The organism is Mesorhizobium sp. M0563 (assembly GCF_040321065.1).
Taxonomy (GTDB): Bacteria; Pseudomonadota; Alphaproteobacteria; order Rhizobiales; family Rhizobiaceae; genus Mesorhizobium.
The window spans coordinates 59,224-84,314 of record NZ_JAMYQV010000005.1 but is presented as its reverse complement, the minus strand read 5'-3'; the positions used below and the strand labels follow the sequence as shown (position 1 = coordinate 84,314).

Genomic DNA, 25,091 nt, shown 5'->3' with positions numbered 1-25,091 from the left:
GCGTTGGAATCGGTCTCGCCAAGTGAGTTGGGCGCTGTCGTCATCGGGTGCCCCTGACGGACAAACAAACTCTGGAGATTGTCGGCGCTTGGTATAGCACTTGCTCTTGGTAGCTGGATCTGGGCTGACGGACTCACACCGTCACCCTAATCCCGCCACGCCCCAACCGCACCTCATGGAAATCCATGCATTGCGCGGGGGCAGCGACGCCCTTCACCGAAAGGAGAATAAACCAAGCGTTTGCTGAGCGCCGCCGGATACGTTCAGCATCGTCCAAGATGAGGACGATTGTCGTCGTCCGGCATCATTGCACAGCTTTCGCTTCAACCGGGAGAGTGAAGATGAATGTCGCTCCATGCGGCACACTGTTCTCCGCCCATAGGCGTCCGCCGTGAGACTCGACGATCGAACGGGAGATCGCCAGCCCCATGCCCATCCCATTCCCTTTCGTCGTAAAGAACGGCTCGAATATCTTGTTAGGACGTTCGATACCCGGGCCGCGGTCGCTGACCTCGGTCTGGATCGTGTCCTCTATCCGGCGCACACGCAGCCCGAGAACCCTGTCCGTGGTGGAGTCCATCGCCTCCATGCCGTTGCGAATGAGGTTGACCAGGACCTGCTGGATCTGGACGCGATCGAAGGCGACGAGCGGAAGATTGCTTTCGACATCGATGTCCATGCGAACGCGACGCCGTATGGCTTCCTCGGCCATGAGGTCACGCGCTTCGGCAATAACGCTGGGGATCGGCGTGCTGGTTCTCATTTCAAGCGAAGGTCTGAACAAGGCACGGATGCGGCTGACGACATCCGCCGCCGAGTTGGCATCGCGGATGATGCGCTCGGCCGTGATTTTCGCGCGCTCGACGTTCGGGGGCACGGCGGACAGCCAACGGTGGCATGCGTTGGAGTTGGCGACGATGGCGGCCAACGGCTGGTTCACCTCATGAGCGATGGATGCGGAGAGTTCGGCAAGGCTCGCCGCCTGGCTCGCACGCGCAAGTCTCTCTTGTGCCAGTCGAAGCTCCTCTTGTGTTCGCACCTCATTTTCGATGTCGAGGCAGATAACGTTCCACTGCACGATGGCACCTTCAGCGTTGCGCATCGGCGCGGCGCGCGTCTCGACCCAGCGATATTCACCATCGAAGCGCCGCAGACGGTGCCGTCGCGCATACGGCTCGCCGGTGGACAAACAATGGGCATATCTCTCCTTGACACCTGTCAGGTCGTCGGGATGAACACCGGCGTCGAGTGTGCCGGCCAGCCGGGACTTTCCCGCTTCGTCCAATTCCTCAAGATTGTATCCGAGGAATTCGCGGAGTTGCTGGCTGCGATATATCGGTTCGCCATTCGGCGCGGCGCAATCGATCATTGCCGGCAGCGTTTCAACGAGCTGCCAGAGCGCGCGTTCTCTCTCGCGCAGCGCCTCTTCGACGCGCAGCTGATCGTCGATATCGTGCGTAAGGCCATACCACTGGACGATGCGTCCACCCGGATCCCGCAGCGGCTCCGCGCGGCCCTCCATCCAGCGATAAACGCCGTCGGCACGCCGCAGGCGGTACTTCATGAAGAAGCGCTCGCCGGTGGCGAAGCAGCTGTCGAGTGCTTCCCTCAGGCTGGCGGCATCGTCGGGATGGACGACGGTGGCAATGAAGGCCGCCAGCCGGCTCGTGTCCGGCTTTTCCGCGTCCGCTATGTCCAGGCCGAGAAAATCTATCAGGCGCCTGTTGAAAAAGGTCGGCTCGCCGTTGGGAGACAGCCGCCAGAGGTAGCTCGGAACCATGTTGACGAGCTGCGAGAGCTCTCGTTCCCGGTCGTGCAATGCGGCTTGCGTGGTCACCAGATCATGGATGTCGACGCTCACGCCGTACCACTGGAGGATGCTGCCATCTTCGTCGCGCAGCGGCTCGGCGCGAGTCTCAGTCCAGCGATAGCCGCCGTCGGCCCTCCGTTGGCGATATCTCTGAACGTAAGGCACGCCCGTTGCGAATGAATGGCGGATCGCCTGCCGTGCGGTGTCGATATCGTCTGGATGGATCACGCTCAGGGACGGCGAGCCGTCCGGGGCGGTGATGTCACCGAGCGTGGCCCCGGTTACGTCGGTGAACCGCTTGTTGACGTAGGATGGCCTTCCCTCCCGTGTCGTACTCCAGATCAAAGCGGGCACGGTGTCGATAAGCTGCTGAAGGCGCCGCTCACTTTTGCGCAACGCCGCCTGCGCGCGCACCTCATCGTCGATGTCGAGAGAAACCCCGTACCATTGCACGACCGTTCCGTCGTCATCGCGCCGCGGCTCCACCCTGCACTCAGCCCAGCGATAGGTGCCGTCTTTTTCGCGCCAGCGAAACCGCATCGCGGAGCCGCCGCCAGTTTCGAAACAATTCGATAACGTGCGCTGCACCTCGGGAGCATCTTCGGGATGAATAACCTCGTGCAGCAGCGTTTCGATGCCCGGCTCGCCGAGCGCATCAAAGTTCGCGATAACGGAGCGGAAATGGTCCTGGTATCGCTTGTTGAAGTAGACCGGCCCGCCGGTCGGCATCACGCTCCAGATGCGGACCGGCACGGCGTCGATCATATGCTGCAATTGTCGCTCGCTTCGCCGCAACGCCGCTTCGGCGTGCATCTGATCGTCTATGTCGTGACAGAGGCCGTACCACTGGACGATGCGGCCGGCGTCATCGCGCATCGGCTCCGCCCGGCTCGACATCCAGCGATAGACGCCATCGGCACGGCGCAGGCGATAGCGCATGGCGAAGCTCGCACCGGTAGCGAAGCAACCACGGAGTGCATCGCCAAATGCTGCTGCATCGTCCGGATGGACGCCGGCCTGTATCATCGCCGCCAGCCGGCTCATGCCCGGTCTGTCCATATCCGTTACGTCCAGGCCGAGAAAATCGACCATGCGCTTGTTGAAGAAAATCGGCTCGCCGTCCGGATCGAGCCGCCAGATGTGACTCGGGACCATGTCCACGAGCTGCGAGAGCTCCCGCTCGCGGTCGCGCAATGCTGACTCGGCCCGCTTCTGGTCCTCAATGTCTATTGTCGTGCCGTACCATTGAATGATGCGGCTGTGACTATCGCGAAAAGGTCGTCCTGAGCTTCGAAACCAGCGATAGACGCCATCGGCGCGCCGCAGACGATGCTCGGTGTCATAGTGATCGCCGGTTTCGAGGCAATGCCGCCATCTGGCGGCGACACGATCATAATCGTCGGGATGGACGGCTCGACGCCAGCCGAACTCATCGTCGTCTTCGGAGGTGTTGAGATCCTCATGCGTGTTGCCGAAGAACGCCACGGTGGTTGGGCTGACATAGGTGAATCGTCCGGCGGCATCGGCTGCCCACGCGTGGCCGGGCATACTCTCGATGATTTGCAGCGCGAGCGTTGCTTCGGGGTCGATTTCGCCAAGTGAGTCGGACGCTGCTGTCATTGGCTTCTCCTGTCGGACAAAGAAAGCCTGGGGACGGTCAGCGCTTTATATAGCACTTGTTTTCAATATCTGGACAGGCGAACTCACCGCCTAAATCTAGTCCCGCGATGCCCCGGCTGCATCTCATGGAAATCCATGCATTGCGCGGAGATATCGCCGCTGCGGCGGCCCGGCCGCTACGGCGCGCCTAACGATCGCCTCGGGCAAGAAGCGACGCGGATCGACGCGTCAACACCCACCACTGGGAAATACGAGCCGGACAGGTAAGACGCTCGGCTGCCTCTTCGTCGGCTGCAGAGTGAAACCGGAAAAACCTCTGCATTCGTCATCCCTGTCTCGTCCGGTTAACACGGCTCATGAGATAATCTGGAAGCCTCGCCCGACCAAAACATCTGTTCCAAAGTATAGGGCCTGGACGCGGTTTTAGTTCTGCGGAGCGGCTTGGCGGGCGAGCAATTGTTTGGCGACAATGAGACAGGGCGCAGCGACCGCGAACAGCAGGACGAGCGCGAAGAAAGCTTCGTTGAACGAGATAGTGGCGACCTGCTTCTCAAGCGCGCGCTGCAGCAGCGGCAGCGCGGCCTTGGTCGCCGCGGCGCTGTCGATACTATTCGCCAGAACGTTCGCAGTGGCTCTCAAGCGCTGGTCCACGGCTGGATCGCCATTGACGAGGTGGGACGTCAGTATCGTCCGGTTGTGGACATTCTGGTGATCAATATACGTTTGCAAGAGGGCTGTGCCGGTCAGACCGCCCGCCTGCTTGCCGAAGTTGAACAGCCCGATGCCGAACGGCAGCGCATCAGGGGCAAGGCCCTGCTGTGTAATCAGCGTCAGTGCCACGAACAGAAGGCCGAGGCCGAATCCCCGCAGCAGCAGAGCAAGGGTCAGGTCCGGTGATCCGCTACCGCTCGTCGAAGCGGACAGCAGCCACATGGCGCCTGCGAAGAGCAGAATGCCAAACGGAGCAAGCGTGATCGGGCGCATCCCGGTCTTTTGGATGAGGAAGCCGGACAACAAAAGTCCAAGCGCGAGCATGGCTCCGCTTGGCAGCAGAAGCACTCCCGCGCCCGTGGCGGTAAAATCGAGCACGTTGAGGGCAAAAGCCGGAATGAGATAGGCGCTGCCCGAAAGGGCAGAGCCGGCGACGATGCTGACGAGAAGGCCAAAGCGAAAGTCCGGATTGCCAAGGGGCGAGATGGCCAGCAGTGAGCCTTCTGAACGAAGGCGGGTCTTCCAGACGGCCAGGAGGCCGGCAGCCGTCACACCGGTTGCGGCAAGGAAGGTGATGTCGGTGTCGTCGAACCAGTTGAACCTGCTGCCTTGCAGCAGGACGTAGGTCAAAAGCGCGGCGCTGATGCCGAGCAACGATATCCCGACGGCAGGAAACCTGGTTTTCCGCCAAAAGGTCCGATCGCCGTCCGCCGCCAACAGGACAAGGGAGACGATGCCGAGCGGAATGATGCTCAGGAATATCCACTCCCAAGTCAGATGGTCGACAAGCCAGCCCTGCAGGGCCGGCGTGACGGTTGTCGGAGCCATGACGGCGCCTACGGCAAAAACCGCCTGAACGACCGGCTGATGCCGATGAGGGAAGCGAAAGAACAGCAGCGTCTGGCCGGCGACGAGAATTGTGCCGCCAGCCAGCCCCTGGACAATGCGGCAGATGCAAATCCAGGTGAGGTCCACCGACAACGTCAAGGCCGCGGATGCCAGCAGAAGGGCGACAACCCCCGCGCGCAGGCAGACGGTCGGCCTGGCTGCCGTTACAAGAAGCGGAGCGACAAGGAACGCCGTCAGCTTCGCCGCGATGAAAACCACGTCGACCATCGCCAGCTCGTCCGACGTTGCGTAGGTGTCGCCAAGCATGTCGATCCGGCCGATGGACAGTGCGGTGGATGCGACCGCGTCCATGAAGGCGGCCAGCACGACGCCGGTTGCTATCAAGGAAGCGCGCAGGGTACCGGGATGGCGCTGCACAGCCGCCGTTTCGGCGAGGTGCATCATTGCGCTGAGCGCCCGTTCGCGGTCCCGCCTGTCTGCATTTCCTGCGCTACTGCCGGAGCATCCCTGGTGCCGACGGTGATGACAACACGAGCCGAGAGTCCCGGAACCAGGCGGCCGGGCAACGGATTGCGCGTCATCCTGATCTTGACCGGCACGCGTTGGACGACGCGGATGAAGTTGCCGGTGGCATTGTCCGGCGGCAGCAGGCTGAAGGCTGCGCCGCTGCCAGGAGCGAAGCTGTCGACAAGGCCGTCGATTTGCAGATCTGGATATTCATCAACCATGACGCGGACCCGTTGGCCGATCTCAACCTGCTTCAGCTGCGTTTCCTTGAAGTTTGCGACGATCCAGACATCGTTAACCGGAACGATGTCCAGGGCTGCCGTCCCTGGGGTGACATAGCGGCCGACCCGGATCTGGCGATTGCCGACGATGCCGTCGACCGGGGCCCTCACGACGGTGTTGGCCAGGTCTAGCATTGCCAGGTCGAGCGCTGCCTGTGCCTGCGACAGGGCTGCCTGCGCGCCGGACAATTGTGCATCCAGGACGCCGAGCTTCAACTTCTGAGCCAACAGATTGGCCTCTGCGCCGTCCAGCGATGCCCTTGCCTTGTCATGGCCGGCCTGCGCATCCTGCAGCTTCTGATCGCTTGCGGTTCCGTTCTTCTGCAGCGTGACGTAGCGGCTTAAGTTGGCGCGGGCGAATTGCAGGTCGGCTGCGGCAGATTGCTTCTGCGCCTCGGCCTGCGCGATCAATGCGTCCTGCAGTTCACGGGTCGCCTTGATGTTGGCGATTTCCGCCTGCCGGGCGGCGACGTTGGCTTTCGCCTGCTCCGCCTTGGCCTTGTAGTCGCTGTCGTCGATGCGAAACAGGACAGCACCTTTTGACACATTGGCATTGTCGTCTATGTCGACTTCGACGACGTAACCGGCGAGCTTCGGAGCGATGCTGGTAATGTCTCCGCGGAGATAGGCGTTATCGGTCGTTTCCTCGAACCGGCCCCTTGTAAACCACTGCCAGCTCCAAATAGCTGCCATTGGCAGCACCATAAGGGCAACGAGGGCGATCGCGATCTTGCGGGGTTGGCTCATGATTGCCTCGACCCCAAGTCGACGCGCTCACTATCGAAGGAGATCTCCGCCTGCCGAAGAGCGAGCCGTTCGGCAAGGCTGCAAACCCACGGTGCGCAATAGAGTCTCACGAGAACGTCTCCGTCGAGCTGCGGCTCTGCAACAAGGCAGAACTGAAGAACGATCGCGGATTTCACGGCCTCGCCGCTATCATGCGGACGAACATCCCATTTGCCCTGATCGGTAGTTCGTACTGAACCTCAGCACAGGTCGTATTGTCAGTCGGCCGGATTCAGGCGCGCGAACGTGGCGGCGCGGATCTCCGTATTGCCGAAGACCGTCCACGAGAAAATCCACTTTGAAGTAAATTCCGGACATCCCGTGGCAGCAATGATCGCAGAGAGCGCCCTCTTGAAGAGTTTGGTTGTCTTAACGTTCACCTATTTTGTGTTTTGACAAGCGCGCAACACGCGTTCGCTGTGCAGCAGTTGCGACAGTTCATGAAACAACCCGCTATCTTGCCTCCGGCTAACGCGGTGCGACACGCAGCCCGGCGGCATCGAAGAGATGCATGCGCTCCGGCGGCAGAGCGAGGTGGATCGGCGGCCCTTGCGATTCAACGCCCTGCTGCTTGAGAACGGCGATAAGTTTGCTGTCGCCGGCAATGGTGGCGTGGACAACGGTTTCCGGTCCCAGCGCCTCGGCCAGCGTTATCCGCGCTTCCACCGATCCCTTGCTGCCATCCGAAAGTTGGATGTCGTGTGGTCGGATGCCAAGCGTCGCGTCGTCTCCCGGTTTCAGCGCGACCCCGTCGGCGGCGACCGAGGCCGACAGCCCGCCCGGACCTTCGACACGCACCTCGGCGCCGCTTGCCGAACGCACCTTCACCGGCAGCAGGTTCATCCGCGGCGCGCCGATGAAGCCGGCGACGAACAGGTTGGCCGGCGCGTTGTAGAGATCGAGCGGCCGGCCGACCTGTTCGATCCGCCCCGAGCGCATGACCACGATGCGGTCCGCCAGCGTCATCGCCTCGATCTGGTCATGGGTGACGTAGATCATCGTGGTTGCCAGCCGCCGGTGCAGGCCCGCCAGTTCAGCGCGCATGGTGATGCGCAGTTCGGCATCGAGGTTGGACAGCGGTTCGTCGAGTAGAAAGGCGGTCGGATTGCGCACCACCGCACGGCCGATCGCCACGCGCTGCTTCTGGCCGCCCGACAATTGACCGGGCCGGCGGTCTAGATAGGAAGCAATTTCCAGCATGCGCGTCGCTTCCGTGATCCGCGCGTCGATCTCGGCTTTCGGCATACGGATGTTTTCGAGCCCGAAGGCGAGGTTCTGGCGCACGCTCATGTGCGGGTAGAGCGCGTAAGACTGGAACACCATCGCCAGACCGCGCTGCGCGGCCGAAACGTTGGTGACGTCGACCCCGTCGATCTCAATCTTGCCGTCGGTCGGCCGATCGAGCCCGGCAATCAGCCGCAGCAGCGTGGACTTGCCGCAACCCGACGGGCCGACGAGGACTAGCATCTCGCCGTCCCCGACGTCGAGGTTGATGCCGTGCAAGATCTTCATCTTGCCGTAAGCGCGATCGATGTTGGTCAGCGTTATCCGTCCCATGACATCCTCACTTCAGTCCGGTGCCGGCAATGCCGGAAGTGATGTAACGCTGCAGGAAGACGAAGACGAGGACGACGGGGATCATCGTCACCACGGTCATCGCCAGGATGTAGTGCCACTGCACGTTTAGCTGGCCGGCATAGGTGTTGAGGCCGACCTGGAGTGTGTAGAGTTCCTTGCGCGACAGCACCACCAGCGGCCACAGAAAGTCGTTCCAGCGCCAGACGACCGAGAAGATCGCCAGCACGGCGAGCGCCGGTGCTGCAAGCGGCAATACGATGCGCCAGTAGATCTGCCATTCGGAAGCGTTGTCCATGCGCGCCGCATCGAGCAGCTCGTCCGGGATGGTCAGCATATATTGGCGCAGCAGGAAGACGCCGGTCGGCGTCGCCACGGTCGGCAAGATCACGCCCCACAGCGAATCGAGCAGTCCGACGGCGCCCACCACCGAATAGAGCGGCACCAGGATGACCGACAGCGGCACCATCAGCGTACCGACGATCACAAGCATCGTCAGATCGCGGCCGCGGAACTTGTATTTCGACAAGGCGAAGGCGGCCATCGAATTGGTGAGCAGCGTGATCAGCGTCGCCATTGCCGTCACAAAGACCGAATTGCGCAGATAGCGCAGGAAGTCGAAATGGACGAAGGGCTCGGTGTAGTTCTCCGTTGCGAAGCCGATTTCGCGCACCGGCTGCCGGTCGGCGATGTTGACCTTGACGATATCGTTCGGCGCCTGCGGGTCCACCATTTGCGCCATGATGCCGATGCGCCGCACCTCGGCCAGCACCTTGGTCGAACCATCCGGAAGCTTCACCCTGTAGAGGGCCAGCGGCTTATCGTAGCCTTCGACCCTCGCCTGTTGGCTGACATAAGGCATTATGGTCGGCGGGAACTCGGCGAGCTGTGCCGGTGTCTTGAATGACGAACCCACCAGCCAAACGGCCGGACCGAACATGATGACAACGCCGCCGAGCAGCCACAGCCAGCTCACGATATCCGTCCAGTGCCAGCCGCGACCGCCGCGCCGGCGGGTCAGGAATGTCATGATGCTGCTCATTCGCGGGCTCCTTTCCGCTCACCCCGGCGTCCGACCTGCAGCTGAACTAAGGTGAGCACGACCAGCACCAACCCCATCAAGATCGAAGCCGCCGAAGCCAGCCCCGGATTGCGCAGCAGGGAGGCGAAGCCGATCTCATAGATGTACTGCGTGATATAGAGGGTCGAGGTTCCCGGCCCTCCACCCGTCAGCACATAGACTTCGTCGAAGATCTGCACGGCGCGGATCAGCGTCAGCACGATGACGACAAGCAGGTTAGGCATCAGCAGCGGCAGCGTGATGCGCCAGAACACCCGCGCCGGCTTCGTGCCGTCCATCTCGGCCGCTTCGTAAAGGTCGCGCGGGATCGCCTGCAATCCGGCAAGCAGGATAAGCGTATAAAAGCCCATATGGGCCCAGACCGAAACGCTGACGGCGGCGGTGAAAGCCCAGAAGCGGTCGGTCAGCCAGTTGTGCGGCTCGCCGCCCAGATCATGGACGATCAGGTTCAGCAAGCCCTGGCGTTGCAGGATCCAGCGCCAGATCAGACCGGTGACGACGGGCGACAGCAGCACCGGAAAGAAGAACACCGCGCGCCAGAAGCTGCGCCCGACGATCTCACGGTTGAGGATCAGCGCTGTCGCCATCGACACGACCGTCATCAGCGCCACCTGCACGACGACGAACAGGCCGGTATTGTGCACGGCCTTCCAGAAGAGATCCTCGTGGCAAGTGGCAGTGTCCAGGTAGTTGCCGCAATCGAGCAGGCGCTGGTATTGCTCGAGCCCGACATAGGTTCGGTCCTGCAGGAAGTAGGCCGTTCCTGACGTGGCCGAATAGAAGAAGTTGATGATCATCGGCACCAGGACGAAAATGCCGAAGATCGCCATGTTTGGGGCCAGGAAGAACGCGGCCATGCCGCCGGTGCCCGTCGCGCGCTGCCAGAACTTCAGCGGCACGTTGACGATCGATGCCAGCCACACGACCGGCGCCGCGAGGGCGGCGCCAATCCATGCCTTCAGTGTCGCGGCGGCGGTCACTTCGCCTCGGCAACCTTGTCGGCGATATCCTGGTCGATCCTGCCCCAGGCATCGTCGAGGCTGAGCTCGCCGGCCATCACCTGGCTGACGCGCGTCACCAGCGCGGCGAAGTAAGCATTGGCCCACTTCCACGGCGGCAGCGCATCGGCCGCCGGCAGGGTTTCACCCGCCGCCTTGACGAATTTGTCGAGCGCCGGACCGACATTCTTGTCGGCCGAGACCCATTTCAGCCCGCCCTTGTCTACGACGCCCTTGTGCGCGGGCAAAAACAGCGTGCGCTCGCTGAACTCTTCCACCACGTCTTCACGGGCCAGATAATCCATGACCTTGGCGACATCCTTGGGATTCTTCGTGTATTTGATGGCGACCAGCGCCGCGCCGCCTTTCACGCCCGAACAGCCTGTAGTACCGCAGGGCGAGCCGGTTGCCACCCAGTCGAAACTGTCGCCGATCTTGGTCGACAGATTGGCGACCTGCCAGCTGCCCGAATAGTAGAACGGGATCTGGGCGTTGATGAAGTCGTCGGCGGCCGCGCGGTAGGTCGAGCCTGCCGCCGACACCCAGGTATCCTTCAGCATCAGGCCCTTGGCGGTCCAGTCGACGAGCTTGCCGACGAACGCCTTGGTGCCGTCGTCCACTTTGGCCGGCATGCCATTGGGGCCGATATAGTTCGCTCCGAAGGAGACATTCGGACCCGAAATGCGGTGGCCGGAACGGTCGATGGCGAAGGCAGCCGGAAGCTGTTGGCTCTTCGCCACCTCGGCGGCGGCGTTGATCCAGTCGTCCCAGGTCGCCTTGTCGCCGGGCAGCGGCACGCCGGCCTGTTCGAACAACGTCTTGTTGGCGAAGCCGCCGGTGAGCGTGAGCTGGGTCATGAAACCCGGGATGGCGTTGGAGCCGTCGGGGCGCATCCAGTCCAGCGTGTCAGCGAAATTGTCCTCCCAATATTTCGGATCGGCCACCAGTGGCCTGAGATCGAGCCAGTGCTGGGCAAGCTCCTTGATGTTCGTGACGCGGGCGATGTCCGGGCCCTGGCCGGCTTCGAGCTGGATGGGCAGCTGCTCCTGGATCACCTTGTAGGCGACGTTGTCGAGCGTGACGTGGATGTCGGGATTGTCCTTCATGAAGCGGTTCAGAATGTCCTGAATGACATCGCCTTCGACACCGTCCGAATACCACATGATGCGCACGTCGCCGGCAAACGCGCTGGTCGATGCGAGCAGACTGACCGATAGCGCGGCCAGCAAAGTGCGGGACTTATTCATGCTTTCGTCTCCTCCTTTAGCGGGGCGGCGCCCCGATAGTTCAAGCCGCTACGCCCTCTCCTCTTGAGCGTCGCAGCCGATTCCTCCCTACTCTCTGTGCTTCATGCGCATCGCCTCACCGCGCACGGTCCAGTTGGCCGGATCGAGTGTACGTCCCTCGGCCACGATCCTTGCGTCGGCGAGGAAATGCACCGTGCCGTACTCCGGATCCTCGACGATCAACTCGCCGTCGGGACCCGACCGCACCGACAGGCCGGCAAAGGCGCCCGCCCAGGCGTCGAGCGCCGGCAGATTGGCATCCCTGTCACCGAGGCGAACGATCCATGTCGTCCTGCGTCCCGCCGCCCGCAACTCGTTGCCGGCCGTCGGGCCGGCCTCTACCTGCGTGAGCGGAACATCCGTCTTCAGCATGACGAAGGCGTCGCCGGATTGCGCGAACGCCCGATCGCCACCCACTCGCACGGCATCGAAGGCACGTGCGGGGAACCAGGCGTGCGTGAAGTCGGGCTGTTCATCCGAGCAGGAGAAGCTGACGATGGCGAGGTCGCGGTATTGGTGAAGCCGGGGCAACGTGCCTGAGCCACCCCAATATGATGGTCTGCCATATCCCGACTGCAGCACTTCGCCGGGGTGGTTGATCCAGATCTGCGCATCCGGATTCTTGCCCAGCCGGGCGTGAATGACGGTCTCCTGATAACCCCATTGATTCCAGCGATAGCCAGCGGCGCTGCCCATCGCATGGCCGCGCGTCTTGTAGTGGTAGAGCCGCGCGAAGCGGTCTTGTCCCTGCGCGAAAGTCCATTCCCACGCCGTATCGTCGGTGAGGGAAGCAATTGCTGCCAACCCGTCCGGAACGCTCAAATCGTGATCCCGCAGGCACAATGCCAGCTGCGGCAGCGCGTGAAAGCGCATGCCGTAATTGCCCTTGCCCCAAAGCATGCGGCAGATGCCGGACAATTCCAGGGAACGCGCGGCGCGCAGCGTGTGCTCGTAGGAGCGGCCCTGCGCCCCGGTGAGGATGCCGCGATGCGCCGAGCGGGCGACGATTTCAAGCAGGCGTATGACTGCGTTGCCGGCACGTTCGGCGATGTTCTTGTCCGGGGCCAGCGCGTAGAGCGCGCACAGGCCCTTGAGGTCGATCGGAAAATAGGGCGCCGAGTTGAACTCGGCCATCTCCCATGCCTCGAAATGATCGAGCCAGGCGCGTACCCGCGCGGCTCCCACCGCGGACTGTTCGCGGCCAAGGCGGCCCGACCGCACGAACCGCACATCAGGCAACAGGCTCCCAGCAATATAGGCGGCGGTGTGGAAGAGCAGCGCGTGGTTCTCGGAGAAGTACCACTGCACATCATTGCCGGGCTCGTCCATCCAGTAGCGATAGCCGAGGATGGCGTTGTCGATGCGCGCGCGCAGGCTCACTTCCAGCCGATCGCCATAGGCCTTGCGGCACCACAGCAGCGGCACCAGGATGAAGTCGGCGCAATCGTGACAATCCTCGATCGCCGGCAGCGTGCCGGAGATCATGGCGTCGGTCTCGGCGCCCTGCTGCCCGATCGCCAGGCGCGCCAGCGCGCGCACCGTATCGGCCTCGGCGTGATCGGCGACCTCGCGCAAAGCCTCATCTATACGCGCGGTAAGCGTTTCCGGCGCATCGCCCTGACGGTGCGCGTGGCATATCTCGACGCCGAAGACACGCGATACGGCATGGTCTGCGACCCTCAGCGACACCTTGAAATGGCGAAAGTCGGCCGGCAGCTGCTCGGTATCGGCGATCGGCAGCCGCGTCTGGCCCGTTGGCAGATCGAAGGCGAAGCGCACCGGCGTCTCGATCGACATGAAATCGCCTTCGATCTCGATCTCGACTTGCGCGTCGCGCGGCAGGGCCACGCCGGTGACGAGCGCCACCTCGCCGCCGTCATAGGCGGGACGGTCGAAATGCATGTCGTCGAGGGCTGCTTCCATCGCATCGGCAACGCCGCTCTCGACTTCGATCGGCAGTGCGACCGAAGCAGCCGGACCGGATAGATAATCGAGCTGGAAATAGTAGCGGGCGTCGCGCTCGGCGAGATCGTCGAACCATATGCGAATGTCGTTGCGGCCGACCCTCAGCACGATCTTGAAGTGCTCGGCACTTTCCAGATTGCGGCCGTAGGGCGCCATCCAGCCGGCTTCCTCGCCATTGGCAAAGAGTATGGCGCCGCCGCATGTACGCAGCCGTACCATCACCTCGCCACTCGAGGCCGCCTCGATGGTGGTCTCGGCCCAGGTCCCAAGCACCGTCGGCCGGAACCAGAAGCCCGACAGGTCGATGCGTGGCGAGGCGAAGGGCAACCAGATGCGCTCAGCGCCGAATTCGGCGCTGACCTGTGGTCGCTTGCCGCGTCGTTCCGCTGCGAACTGCGTGCGGCACGGATATTCATGGGGAATGAAATTCTTGTGCTTGGTAAGGAAGAAGAAGGGATCCATCTCGCCTTGCATGGGCTGGTCGGCCACGTCGTAGCGTTGCTCGGCGATAGACCCGAGCCGCCAATAGACGATTGGCTGCCCCGCCACGAGCGGCCGGCGCAGCGTAAAGTCCGTCCGAACGCTTTGCGCGGCCTCGCTCATCGCAAATCCTTCACGGGTACTGGATCGACATCGGTGTAGGCCTGGTTCTCGCCGGTCATGGCCCAGACGAAAGCATAGGGGCCGGTGCCGGCACCCATATGGATAGACCAGGCGGGCGACAGGACAACGTCACCGTCCGCAACCATCAGGTGGCGCGTCTTGTCAGGCCGGCCCATCAGATGGACCACACGGTCGGCCTCGGCGAGGTCGAAGTAGCAATAAGCTTCCATGCGCCGCTCATGCAGATGCGGCGGCATGGTATTCCACACACTGCCCGGCGCGAGGTCGGTGATCCCCATCAGCAAGAGGCAGGACGGGGCCACTTCGGGATGGATGTACATGCGCAGCGTGCGCCTGTTCGCGCGAGCCTCCTCGCCGAGCACAAGCGGCTTGGCTTCGCTGTTGACGATGAGACGGTGCGCAATAGCGGCGCCGGCCGGCACCGAGTTCATATAGAAGCGTGCCGGCCTCTCCGGATCGTCGCTCTCCAGCGTCACCTCGCGCGCTCCGCGTCCGATATAGACGATGTCGCGGTTAGCCACGGGAAAGCGCCTGCCGTCCACCGCGACGGCGCCATTGCCGCCGAGATTGGCGATGCCCATCTCGCGCGCGTCAAAGAAGAGCGGCGTGCCGACTTCGGCCCCGTTGCCGAATGTCAGCGGGTTGGCCAGCGGCACCGCGCCACCGACGATCATGCGGTCGACATGGGTGTAGACGAATTCGATCGCGCCGGGCCGGAACAAGCCGTCGACCAGGAACTCGGCCCTCAGCCGGTCCGTGTCCATGCCGGCAATATCGCCCGGCGACACGCCATAGAGCGTCCGCATCATGCCGCCTCCACCTTCGACTGCAGATGCCGGGTCCCTTCGGTCAAGCACAGAATGGCCAGCGCCTGTCCGTAGCCCGTCGGATGGATGGGTATATCGCGATAGAACTGCAGGTCGGCGCCCATGCGTGTGCCATAAGACACGTTCGCCACCACACCTTTGTCATCGATGTTGGCCACCACGGCTTCCAAGGCGCGGAGGCCGGCGGCGCGGCACTCTGTCGAGCCGATTCCGAGCCGCGCGGCCTTCATCAACCCGTAGCCGAAGCCGGCCGTGGCGGAAATCTCCTCGTAAGACGTCGGGTCGTCGAGCAGAGTGTGCCATGCGCCCGAACCTGCCTGCACCTCGAGCAGGGCGTTGATCTGCGTCTCCAGCACGCCGAGCAGATAGGCCCGGACCGAGGGTGCAATTTCGGCGAACTCCACCAGTTCGAGGATACCGACGGTAATCCAGGCATTGCCTCTCGCCCAACGCGCACGGGCGAAATTGTGCCGTCCCGCGAACGTCCAGCCGTGAAACCACAGCCCTGATGCCGGGTCGGCGAGATAACGGGCGTGGACCAGGAATTGCCTTTCTGCTTCCTCGACGAAGCGACGCTGACCGGCAGCCTGGCCGTAGGATGCGAGGAACAGCGCCACCATGAACAGCGTGTCGTCCCACAATTCGTCGTCGTTGACCCGGTCCGAAACATCATGCTGGAAACCGCCTTCGGGCGTCCGTGGCAAGGCGGTGACTACCTGCTCGGCCCATTCGCGCAGGACCGGCTCGAAGCGCGGCTGGCGCCGGCGCCGCCACAATTCGCTTAGCGCCAGCAGAGGCGCCGTGGTGTTGACGTTCATCGCAGGGAGACCGGCAGCGATGCGTCGGTCGTACCAGGCCTCGATCGTCTGCAGCAGCCGATCGTCGCCGGTCTGCGCCCACAGCCGAACCAGCCCGTAGAGCCCGACGCCCTGCGGCCATTCCCAGCTGTCGAAGCTGACATAGTCGCCCGGCGTGCCGTCGAGATTCGGCTCATGGAACCGCCCGTCATGACGCAAGCCGGTCATGCCGGCCACGAGGCTGGCAAGCACGGAATTCAGGCGTTCGGCCGACAGCGGCATCACTCCTCCCGTTTCTCCCGCTTCATCGGAACTGTTTCACAGCCATTTTTCTTGCGCAATCTGAAAATTTTTTGCATTAATCGGGTGACTTGGCGGAGATGACGGAGCGGATGAATATCCAGGGCAAGCGCGGGCGCCCCAGCCGCCGCATTCGACTTGAGGAGATCGCGGCGCGTTGCGGCGTGTCGGTCAGCACCGCCTCCCGTGCGCTGAGCGGTGTCGGCGGCGTGAGGGACGAGCTTCGCACCAGGATCATCGAAACGGCGAAGTCGATGAACTATGCCATTCCCGCCTCGGTTGCCGGCCGCAAGGTCATCCTGGCCGCAAGCAGCGTGGCAATGGTGGACAGTGCCCGCAATCAGTTCACCTACCATGTCCTTGATGGGCTCAACGAGCGCGCCCGGTTGCTGGGCGTCGAACTGGTGACCCGGCCGGTTTCGGCGCCCGAGGACGAAATCGCGCTGCTGCGTGAATCCGAGCGCGACGACACCGTCGCCGGCTGCCTGTTTCTGACACTGGACGATGACGATGTGCTGACGCTGACAGCCGGATTCGCCAAGCCGATCGTGCTCGTCAACGGCGACGATCCCTCGATGCGCCATTCGAGCGTGACGCCCTGCAATCGCTCTGCCGCCATGCTTGCCGCGCAGCATCTGATCGGCCTCGGCCACCGCCGCATCCTGTTCCTGATGCGGCGTGGGCGGCGCACGATCGAGCGGCGCTACGAAGGTTGGCGCGACGCGCTGATCACGGCCGGCATTGTCGGCTTCGACGACTTCGTGGTCGAGGTGCAGGACTGGCTGCCGGAACTTGCGAGCAGGGCCGTGACCGAGCGCATCGCGGCCCGCGGCCTCGATTTCACCGCCGTGCTGACGGCCGGCGACAGCCTGGCGTTTGGTGCCATCGCCGGCGTCCAGGAGGCCGGATATTCGGTGCCTGGCGATGTGTCCGTGGTCGGTATGGACGACTTGCCGCTCGCTGCCTTCTGCAATCCGCCGCTGACGGCGATGCACATTCCCATGCGCGAGATCGGATCGGCGGCGCTTAGCCTGCTGCTCGACGACATGGCCCATTCGGGGTCGCCGCCGCGTCGCGTCGAACTTGCCTGCAATCTTGTGGTGCGCCAGTCGACGGCACCAGCCCGGAGCGGCGCCGGCGGTCATCAACTGGCCTCTTGAGGGCGCGACTTGCCGCCAGCAAAGAGCAGCGGCAAACCCTCTTGCGTCTCCAGTTCAAGGACACGTCCAAGCAGGATCATATGGTCGCCAGCCGGAAAGCGTTCGGCGACGCTGCATTCGAACCGCGCCAGTGCGCGCGGCAGCAATGGCACGCCGTGCTCGCTCCATGACAGGTCAAGATCGGCAAAGTCCGTCCCCGACTTCGAAAAACGCCAGCACAGATCGATTTGATCTTCCGCCAGCACGTGAATGGCGTAGTGCGCGGAATTAGCGAAGGCTTCGAACCGGCGCGAGTGGCGGCCGATCGACCAGAGCACCAGCGGCGGGTCGAGCGACACGGATGAGAAGCTGTTGGCGGTGATTGCGACCGGGCCGTCGGCCGTGCCGGTGGTGACGACCGTGACGCCGGTGGCGAAACGCCCGAAGGCATTGCGCAAAAGGCCTGGATCGCACACGACATGCTCCATCAGCGGCGCTCCCCCGTTCCCAGTGGTGTCGCCGGGATCCGTTCCGGCACCCGGCCATAGGCGTGCGGGAGCGAGCATGTCTTGAGCTGGGGCAGGACCTTGGTGCCGAAATGACGCGCCTCGTCGAGATGCGGGTAGCCGGAAAAGATGAAGGCGCGGATCCCCATCTTCATATACGCCTCGACTTCCGACAGAACCTGATCGGTCGAGCCCACCAGCGCCGCGCCGCAGCCAGAGCGCGCCCGCCCGACCCCCGTCCACAGATGCGGCTCGACATAGCCTTCGGCATCGGCGATCTGGCGGTTCCTGGCCTGGTGCGATACGCCGAGCGATCGGGCGTCGAGCGCGCGCTCGCGGATCGCCCTGCCCTGCTCGTCGTCCAGCCTCGAAACCAGCTCCCGGGCATATTCCTTTGCCTCTGCCTCGGTATCGCGCACGATCATGTGGACGCGCAGGCCGTAGTCGAGCGTCCGCCCATGACGCTCGGCGCGCTCGTGGACTGCTCTCATGCGGTCGGCAAGCTCCTCCCTGGTTTCCGGCCACATCAGGTAGATGTCGCACTGTTCGGCGCAAAGCTCGAGCGCGTCGGGCGAATAACCGCCGAAATAGAGCAGCGGGCCGCCATTCTGCTGATAGGGCTTCGCCGGCGCCGTCGAGAGCCCTTTATAGCGATAGACCTCGCCCTCGAAATCGATGCTGTCCCTGGTCCAGGCCTGGCGCAGGATCTGCACCACCTCGCGGGAACGCTGATAGCGGTAGGCGCTGTCGGCTGTCTCGCCCGGAAAGTCCGACGAAATGACGTTCACCGTCAGCCGGCCTTCCAGCATGTGGTCCAGCGTCGCAATCGTGCGCGCCAGCATGATCGGCTGCATCTCGCCGCAGCGCACAGCGGCAAGCAGATTGATCTTCGACGTGATCGGCGCGCAGCCGGCAACGAAGCTCAGCGTGTCCTGGCCGACCTGATAGGACGACGGACACAAGATGTTGCGGAAACCGAGTGCCTCGGACGTCTTCACGATCTCGGAGCAATGCGCCCAGTTCGAGCGCAGTGCGCCGTCCGGAACGCCGAGATAACGATAGTCGTCCGAGCAGAGTGCGGCGAACCACGAGACTTCGGCAGCATCGAGATCCGGCGAGGTGATTGGGACGATGCTCATTGCCACTCTTCAGAAAAGACGTCCGGGCCACTCTTCAATGACGTCCGGAGCTGCGAATAGGGCTTGCGTAGCATTCGTTTTGGTGTAGATCAATACTGTATCAATTTTGGAGCCAAACCCGAAACCGGGATGCGATTGGAACACCGGATGCATTTGACAAGGGCGGACCCCGGCCACCGATCCAGCCAGATGCGCGGGCCCTTGCCTGTGCACTTGCAGACCAGCGAAATGCTGATCCGCGAAATCGCGGCCGGACGGCTGGCCGACGGGGCGCGGCTGCCGCCCGAGCGCGAGATGGCCGCGAGCCTCGGGATTGCCGTCGGCACGCTCAGGCGCGCGCTGGCAGATTTGACCGAAAAGGGCCTTCTCGACCGCATCCAGGGCTCGGGTAACTATGTGCGAGCGCGCGGCGACTTGCTCGGGATCTATGCCTTCTTTCGCCTGGAGCGCATCGGCGGTGGCGGCCTGCCGAGCGCCGACGTGCTGTCCGTCGAGCGGCTGCCCAAGCCCGCCGACCTGCCGCAATTCGGCAGCGCCGGCGAAGCCCACCGTATACGCCGGCTGCGGCGGCTCGACGGCGAGCCGGCCGCGGTCGAGGAGATCTGGCTCGACGTCAGCCGCGCCGAGCGGCTCAAGCGCGAGGACCTGTCGGAATCCCTCTATCTCCACTACCGGCTCGCGCTCGGCTTTACGATCGTTCGGGCCGAAGACCATGTTGCCGTCGCACCCGCGCCGGACTGGGTCCCGCTCGAGTTCAGGCCACCGCCGGGGACGGTCGTGGGTTTCATTGAACGTATCGCCTGGGCTGGCGACGGCGCCAGCGCGGAATATTCCCGCAGCTGGTTCGATCCGGGCGCGGCGCGCTACGTCACGCGTTTCAGATAGGCCGGAGGAAGTCGCAGCGTGACCAGATCATCGATCGGCTACGGCATCATCGGCTGCGGCATGATGGGCCGCGAGCACATCCGCAACATCGCTCTGTTGCCCGACGCGCATGTGGCCGCGATCTTCGAGCCGGACCCCGGCATGTTGGCGGCGTCGCTGGCGACGGCGTCGGGCGCGCGATCGGCGGCATCGATCGCCGAACTGCTGGCCATGGACGAGGTAGACTGCGTCTTGATTGCCAGCCCCAACCACCAGCACCTCGGTCACATGGAGCAGATCGCCGCACTTCGACCACTGCCGGTGCTGGTGGAAAAGCCGCTCTTCACCGACGCCGGTGGCGAGGGGCGGATCGCGGCGCTGAAAGCTCGGCTTCCGCTCGTCTGGGTGGCCATGGAATACCGCTATATGCCGCCCGTCGCCGCATTCGTCGAGCAGGCCCGCCACGCCACCGGCGGCATCCGCATGCTGACGGTCCGCGAGCACCGCTTCCCGTTTCTGGCCAAGGTCGGCGACTGGAACCGCTTCAACCGCAACACCGGCGGCACATTCGTCGAGAAGTGCTGCCACTTCTTCGACCTGATGCGGCTGATCCTCGGATCCGACCCCGTCCGCGTGATGGCGAGCGCTGGACAGGCCGTAAACCATCTCGACGAACGCTACGGCGGTGAGAGGCCGGATATCCTTGACCATGGCTATGTGCTGGTTGATTTCGCGAGCGGTGCGCGCGCCATGCTGGAACTCTGCATGTTCGCCGAGGGCAGCCGCTACCAGGAGGAACTCTGCGCTGTCGGCGGCGACGGAAAGATCGAATGTCTGGTGCCGGGTCCCGGTCGCTTCTGGCCGACCCACCTTGGCCCTGCGCCAGTGCCCCAGTTGATCGTCAGCCCGCGCAATCCGCCTGGACCACGCCTGCTGGAGATTCCCGTCGACCCCCGGCTGCTCGAGGCAGGCGACCATAACGGTTCGACCTATTTCGAGCATGTCCGCTTCACCGCTGCGGTGCGCGGACAAGGCAAAGTGGAAGTGACCTTGCAAGACGGCTGGTGGGCCGTCGTCATGGGTCTCGCCGCCCAGAGATCGGCCCGCGAAGGCCGCGCCATCGAACTTGCCGTTGAATTCGCGTTGCCGACCTGAGGCCGACCACGCATTCACCAGACCATAGGGTCAGATGCGCCGACCGGTTGCTGCGTCGAACAGATGCGCACATGCGCGGTCGATCTCGATCCGCACCCCTTCGCCTTGCTTGAGCGCAAGCCGCTCTCGGAAGAGGCAGGAGATTTCTTCACCGGAGCAGTCGACCCTGGCGAAGATTTCGGAGCCAGTCGCCTCGAGAAGAGTGACCGTGCCCGGCATGCCCTGCCCGGTTGCCCGGATATGTTCCGGGCGAATGCCGTAGACGAGTTCACGTCCTGCGGCATCCGCCGGCTGGGTGCCTTCCGGCAACGGCAGGATCAACCCGCCGGCGCTGCGGAACACGCCCTCCTCGATGCGGCCGGCGATGAAGTTCATCGCGGGCGAGCCGATGAAACCGGCAACGAAGAGATTGGCGGGATGGTCGTAGAGGTCAAGCGGCGCGCCGATCTGCTCGACCAGGCCGTCATGCAGCACGACGATCTTGTCGGCCATGGTCATGGCCTCGATCTGGTCGTGCGTGACATAGATCGTCGTGGTACCCAGCCGCTGGTGCAGGGCCTTGATCTCGCCGCGCATCTGGACGCGCAACTTGGCGTCGAGGTTGGAGAGCGGCTCGTCGAACAGAAAAACCTGCGGGTCGCGTACGATCGCGCGGCCCATGGCGACGCGCTGGCGTTGGCCGCCGGAAAGCTGGCGCGGATAGCGGTCAAGCAGCTTTTCCAGGCCAAGAATGCCGGCTGCCTTCCGGACCCGGCCAGCGGTGTCGGCCGGGTCGGCTTTCTTGATCTTCAGGGCAAAGCCCATATTGTCGGCCACAGTCATATGCGGATAGAGCGCATAGTTCTGGAACACCATCGCGATGTTCCGGTCTCGCGCCCGCAGATTGTTGACCATGCGCTCGCCGATTGCGATCCTCCCGCCCGAGATCGTTTCAAGTCCGGCAATCATGCGCAGCAGCGTCGACTTTCCGCATCCCGACGGGCCGACCAGGATGACGAACTCGCCGTCGGCGATATCGACACTGACGTCGTGAATAATCTTGGTGGCCCCGAAGGCCTTCTGCACGTTGTTGATCGTTACCGATGCCATTGGATCTTTCCTGGAAAAAAAGTGATGTCCGGACGCGCCTCAGCCGCCCTTGACGGCGCCGGCGGTCAACCCCGCGACGATCTGCCTTTGCGCGAACATGGTCAGGATCAGCACCGGCAGCGTCACCACCAGCGCCGCCGCGGCGAGCGGCCCCCAGCTGACCTGCTCGTAGGACAGCATGTTGTAGACGGCGACCGGCAATGTGCGCGTCTCCCGGCTGGCGAGCACCACGCCGAAGACGAAATTGTTCCACGAGAAGATCACGGACAGGATGAAGGCGACGACGATGCCCGGCTTGGCGATGGGCAGGGCAACCAGCCGGAAAACCTGCCAGGAGCTGGCGCCGTCGATATTGGCTGCCTCTTCCAGTTCCATCGGCGTGGTCTCGAAATAGCCGATCATCACCCAGACCACGATCGGCACCGTCACCACCAGGTGGATGATGATCTGCGGCCAGAGCGTGCCGAGAATCCCGATCCATTGGAACAGCAGAAACAGCGGGATGAGATAGGATAGCCCAGGCGTCATGCGGGCGATCATGATGACGACGGCGGATCGCTCGGCCTTGAGCCGCGCGATGCCATAGCCGGCCGGTACGCCGATCAGCAGCGCCAGCAAGGTCGCCGTGCCGGTCACCAGAACCGAATTCCAGAGATAGAGCAGGAAATTGTTCTCCTCGAACACCTTTACATAGTTCGACCAGGCGAAACGTTCGGGGATCAGGATCGGCGGATAGGCACCGTTGTCGATTTCGAACTTCAGCGACAGCGAGATCATCCAGAGGAAGAACAGGATCGCCGGCGAGACGAAAACCAGGGCAGCGAAAAACAGACCGATCTGGTTGAGCAGCCGTGAACTCATCTATTTGCCCTCCGTATCGATCCACTGCGAGCGTTGGCGCAGCATCAGCAGGACAAAAGACAGGGCCACGATGACAATGAAGAACACCACGGCCATGGCCGAACCGTAACCGATATCGTAGTAGGAGAAGGCGGTGTTGTAGAGATAGATGTTGATGGTTTCCGAGGCCGTGCCCGGCCCGCCCTGGGTCATCGCGTAGATGATGTCGAAGCTCTTCAGCGCATCGATGGTGCGGATGATGACCGCGATCATCAGGAACGGTGCGATCATCGGCAAAGTGAGATAGCGGAATTGCTGCCAGGCATTGGCGCCGTCGATCTCGGCGCTTTCGAAGGGCTCGCGCGGCACCGAAGCCAGCCCACCCAGCACAATCAGCATGACCAGCGGCGTCCACTGCCAGGTCTCGACCGCAACCAGCGACGGGATGACCGTGTTGGCATTGAATATCCATTCCTGAGCCGGGATGCCGACCAGCGACAGCAAGTAGTTGAGTACGCCGAGCTGAGGATGGAACATCATGGTCCAAACCAGTGCCACAGCAACGGGCGTCGCCATCATCGGCATGACGAAGACGCCGCGCAGCAGACCGCGCAGCGGAAACCTGGCGTCGAAGATCAGGGCGGCCAGGGTGCCCAGGAGCATCGGCGCTGCAACCGAGAGGAAGGTGTAGGTCAACGTATGAACAAGGGATTCCCAGAAACGTGGGTCGCTTGCCAGGCGGAGGTAGTTCTCCATCCCGGCAAAGCTCCGCGACTGGCCGAGCGTCCAGCGGTTGACGCTCATCCAAAGCGTGAAAGCCCAAGGAAAAACGATGACGGCGCCAACGACGACGAGTGCGGGGACAACGAAAGGCCAGTAGTTGGGAGCCAGCCGGATCGTCTGGCTCCCGTCGATAACCGGCATCGTCACCCCGGTCTGTTCTGGAGTGGTGGCCGACATCAGCCCTGCTCGCTCCTGTCGAGAACCGGCTGGAACTGCTCGGTGGCCTTCTTCAGCTCGGCGGCGGGATCGGCGCCGGCAATCATGTTGGTCAGCGCCACGCCATAGATGTCGCGGAATTCGGTGACGGGAATGATGACCGGCAGCGCCAGCCGGCTGATATTGCCTGAGCCGATCACGGCATCAAGCCAGCTTGCCGGCATAGTGACGCCTTCGCGCACCTTGGGATCCTCCAGCACGGATTTGCGGAACGGAACGCCGGCGCCGGCCTGCAACAGCCTCGCGCCCATGGCTGGCGATACCGCCCACTGGCAGAACAGATAGGCGGCCTCCTTCTTCTCGCTGGCGGCGGTAACGCCAATCCCGTCGCCAAAGGTGCCCGAGGCATGCGCCTTGGGACCCTTGGGCATGACGCCGTAGCCGACCTTGCCGACCACCCTCGATTTTTCCGGGTTTTCCATCGGCGGTGCAAAACCCACGCCGTCGAGCCACATGCCGATCTTGCCTTGCAGGAAGGCAGACTGTGCTTCGGCCCAATTGAACCCGGTGACGCCCGGAGGGGCGGACTTGGTCATCAATCTTTGATAGAGCGCGGCAGCCTCGATCGCCTCGGGAGCCTCGGTGCGCAGCTTGCCCTTGTCGTCGAGCGGCGTCATGTCGTAGCCGAGCATCAGCGATGTCCACACCGGCGTATTTGCGTTCTTGAGCCCGCGGGCGACGAAGCCGTATGTATTGGTCGACGGGTCGGTCAGCGCTTCGGCGGCGGCCACCAGTTGCTCGAAGGTCTCGGGGTATTTGAGGCCCTTGGCCTCGAACAGCTCCTTGTTCCAATAGAGTATCCAGTAGTCCACCGAGAAGGGTAGCGAGCGCAGCACGCCCTGGCCGTCCTTGGCAAACAGCATGCCGGCCTCGGCGAAGTCGCTTTCGACCAACCCCGGGTCGGTGAGCGACGGGTCGGCGAGGTAGCCGGCGATGTCAGCCAGCCAGCCACCTTTCTCGAACTGGCGCTTTTGCACGTGGTAGCTCAGATGCACGACGTCGAAGCTGGGCTTGCCCGAGCTCAATTCGATCACCGTCTTCTGGCGCTGCTGCTGCTCGGGCGTGGCCTCGGCATTGACCTTGATGCCGGTCAGTTCCTCGAACTCGGCGAGATATTTCAGGATGGTGTCGCTGCGCGGGCTTTTCACCAGATTGACGTCAAGCGTCGTCCCGGCAAAGCGTTTCCAGTCGACGCCTGCGGCAAAGCTAGGGCGGAGCCCCACAAGGCCGGCGGCGGTGAGCGCCGCGGTTCCGGCAAGGAGTTGCCTCCTGGTTGGGTTGAACAGATTGGACGACATTTCTTCCTCCCGGTTGCTGTCGTTGTGGATGCGCCGCGAACCGCG

Annotated in this window: 19 protein-coding genes; 3 read left to right on the top strand and 16 right to left on the bottom strand. The window is 63.2% G+C overall.

The features are described 5' to 3' along the window. Positions 1 to 304: 304 nt before the first annotated feature. The 10 genes from NKI50_RS09345 to bglB all read right to left on the bottom strand — a co-directional run bounded on the left by NKI50_RS09345 (position 305) and on the right by bglB (position 15,999). Positions 305 to 3,430: a PAS domain-containing protein gene (locus tag NKI50_RS09345; protein WP_352716294.1), complete on the bottom strand. Its 3,126-nt coding sequence runs from the start codon at positions 3,428 to 3,430 to the stop codon at positions 305 to 307. Between the two features lie 423 nt (positions 3,431 to 3,853). Beyond that, positions 3,854 to 5,356, bottom strand: a complete 1,503-nt coding sequence (locus tag NKI50_RS09340; RefSeq protein WP_352716292.1) for an MFS transporter — start codon at positions 5,354 to 5,356, stop codon at positions 3,854 to 3,856. Between the two features lie 74 nt (positions 5,357 to 5,430). Next, positions 5,431 to 6,525, bottom strand: coding sequence for an HlyD family secretion protein (locus NKI50_RS09335; RefSeq protein ID WP_352483676.1), 1,095 nt, complete (start codon positions 6,523 to 6,525; stop codon positions 5,431 to 5,433). Between the two features lie 507 nt (positions 6,526 to 7,032). Further along, on the bottom strand, positions 7,033 to 8,121 hold the full coding sequence (locus NKI50_RS09330) for an ABC transporter ATP-binding protein (protein ID WP_352483677.1): 1,089 nt from the start codon (positions 8,119 to 8,121) through the stop codon (positions 7,033 to 7,035). A gap of 7 nt (positions 8,122 to 8,128) precedes the next feature. After that, a complete protein-coding gene (locus NKI50_RS09325) occupies positions 8,129 to 9,181 on the bottom strand; it encodes a carbohydrate ABC transporter permease (protein ID WP_352716289.1) in 1,053 nt (350 codons plus the stop codon). After that, entirely contained in the window at positions 9,178 to 10,200 is a 1,023-nt protein-coding gene (locus tag NKI50_RS09320; protein WP_023716975.1) for a carbohydrate ABC transporter permease, read from the bottom strand. Before NKI50_RS09320 ends, NKI50_RS09325 begins: the two co-directional genes overlap by 4 nt. Then, the gene (locus NKI50_RS09315) at positions 10,197 to 11,465 is read right to left on the bottom strand and encodes an ABC transporter substrate-binding protein (RefSeq protein WP_352494366.1); all 1,269 of its coding nucleotides are present in this window, start codon (positions 11,463 to 11,465) and stop codon (positions 10,197 to 10,199) included. Before NKI50_RS09315 ends, NKI50_RS09320 begins: the two co-directional genes overlap by 4 nt. 87 nt (positions 11,466 to 11,552) lie before the next feature. Then, complete coding sequence (locus NKI50_RS09310) at positions 11,553 to 14,072, bottom strand: hypothetical protein (RefSeq protein ID WP_352716287.1); 2,520 nt, start codon at positions 14,070 to 14,072, stop codon at positions 11,553 to 11,555. Then, positions 14,069 to 14,902 (bottom strand): 5-dehydro-4-deoxy-D-glucuronate isomerase, encoded by an 834-nt coding sequence (kduI, locus tag NKI50_RS09305; protein ID WP_352716285.1) that lies wholly within the window; start codon positions 14,900 to 14,902, stop codon positions 14,069 to 14,071. Before kduI ends, NKI50_RS09310 begins: the two co-directional genes overlap by 4 nt. Next, positions 14,899 to 15,999: a beta-galactosidase BglB gene (bglB, locus tag NKI50_RS09300; protein WP_352494368.1), complete on the bottom strand. Its 1,101-nt coding sequence runs from the start codon at positions 15,997 to 15,999 to the stop codon at positions 14,899 to 14,901. The genes kduI and bglB overlap by 4 nt, the downstream gene beginning before the upstream one ends. Positions 16,000 to 16,109: 110 nt before the next feature. Here bglB and NKI50_RS09295 point away from each other — a divergent pair, with 110 nt between their 5' ends. Next, entirely contained in the window at positions 16,110 to 17,177 is a 1,068-nt protein-coding gene (locus NKI50_RS09295; RefSeq protein WP_352494369.1) for a LacI family DNA-binding transcriptional regulator, read from the top strand. On the opposite strand, the gene NKI50_RS09290 is transcribed toward NKI50_RS09295, so the two are convergent. Together NKI50_RS09290 and NKI50_RS09285 are read right to left on the bottom strand one after the other, a co-directional pair. Beyond that, complete coding sequence (locus NKI50_RS09290; RefSeq protein ID WP_352494370.1) at positions 17,162 to 17,644, bottom strand: flavin reductase family protein; 483 nt, start codon at positions 17,642 to 17,644, stop codon at positions 17,162 to 17,164. The genes NKI50_RS09295 and NKI50_RS09290 overlap by 16 nt on opposite strands. Then, positions 17,644 to 18,801: an LLM class flavin-dependent oxidoreductase gene (locus tag NKI50_RS09285; RefSeq protein WP_352494371.1), complete on the bottom strand. Its 1,158-nt coding sequence runs from the start codon at positions 18,799 to 18,801 to the stop codon at positions 17,644 to 17,646. The genes NKI50_RS09290 and NKI50_RS09285 overlap by 1 nt, the downstream gene beginning before the upstream one ends. Positions 18,802 to 19,029: 228 nt before the next feature. Between NKI50_RS09285 and NKI50_RS09280 the strand changes: the two genes are divergently transcribed. Both NKI50_RS09280 and NKI50_RS09275 read left to right on the top strand, forming a co-directional pair. Next, positions 19,030 to 19,686, top strand: coding sequence for a GntR family transcriptional regulator (locus NKI50_RS09280; protein WP_352716283.1), 657 nt, complete (start codon positions 19,030 to 19,032; stop codon positions 19,684 to 19,686). A 60-nt stretch (positions 19,687 to 19,746) separates the two neighbouring features. Further along, entirely contained in the window at positions 19,747 to 20,820 is a 1,074-nt protein-coding gene (locus NKI50_RS09275) for a Gfo/Idh/MocA family protein (protein WP_502900353.1), read from the top strand. Between the two features lie 30 nt (positions 20,821 to 20,850). On the opposite strand, the gene NKI50_RS09270 is transcribed toward NKI50_RS09275, so the two are convergent. The 4 genes from NKI50_RS09270 to NKI50_RS09255 are packed head-to-tail and all read right to left on the bottom strand — an operon-like array spanning position 20,851 to position 25,046. Continuing rightward, on the bottom strand, positions 20,851 to 21,909 hold the full coding sequence (locus NKI50_RS09270; protein ID WP_023716965.1) for an ABC transporter ATP-binding protein: 1,059 nt from the start codon (positions 21,907 to 21,909) through the stop codon (positions 20,851 to 20,853). Positions 21,910 to 21,948: 39 nt separating this feature from the next. After that, positions 21,949 to 22,770, bottom strand: a complete 822-nt coding sequence (locus NKI50_RS09265; RefSeq protein ID WP_023674179.1) for a carbohydrate ABC transporter permease — start codon at positions 22,768 to 22,770, stop codon at positions 21,949 to 21,951. Then, entirely contained in the window at positions 22,771 to 23,673 is a 903-nt protein-coding gene (locus tag NKI50_RS09260) for a carbohydrate ABC transporter permease (protein WP_245274609.1), read from the bottom strand. 35 nt (positions 23,674 to 23,708) lie between these two features. Beyond that, on the bottom strand, positions 23,709 to 25,046 hold the full coding sequence (locus tag NKI50_RS09255) for an extracellular solute-binding protein (protein ID WP_023716964.1): 1,338 nt from the start codon (positions 25,044 to 25,046) through the stop codon (positions 23,709 to 23,711). Positions 25,047 to 25,091: the final 45 nt, after the last annotated feature.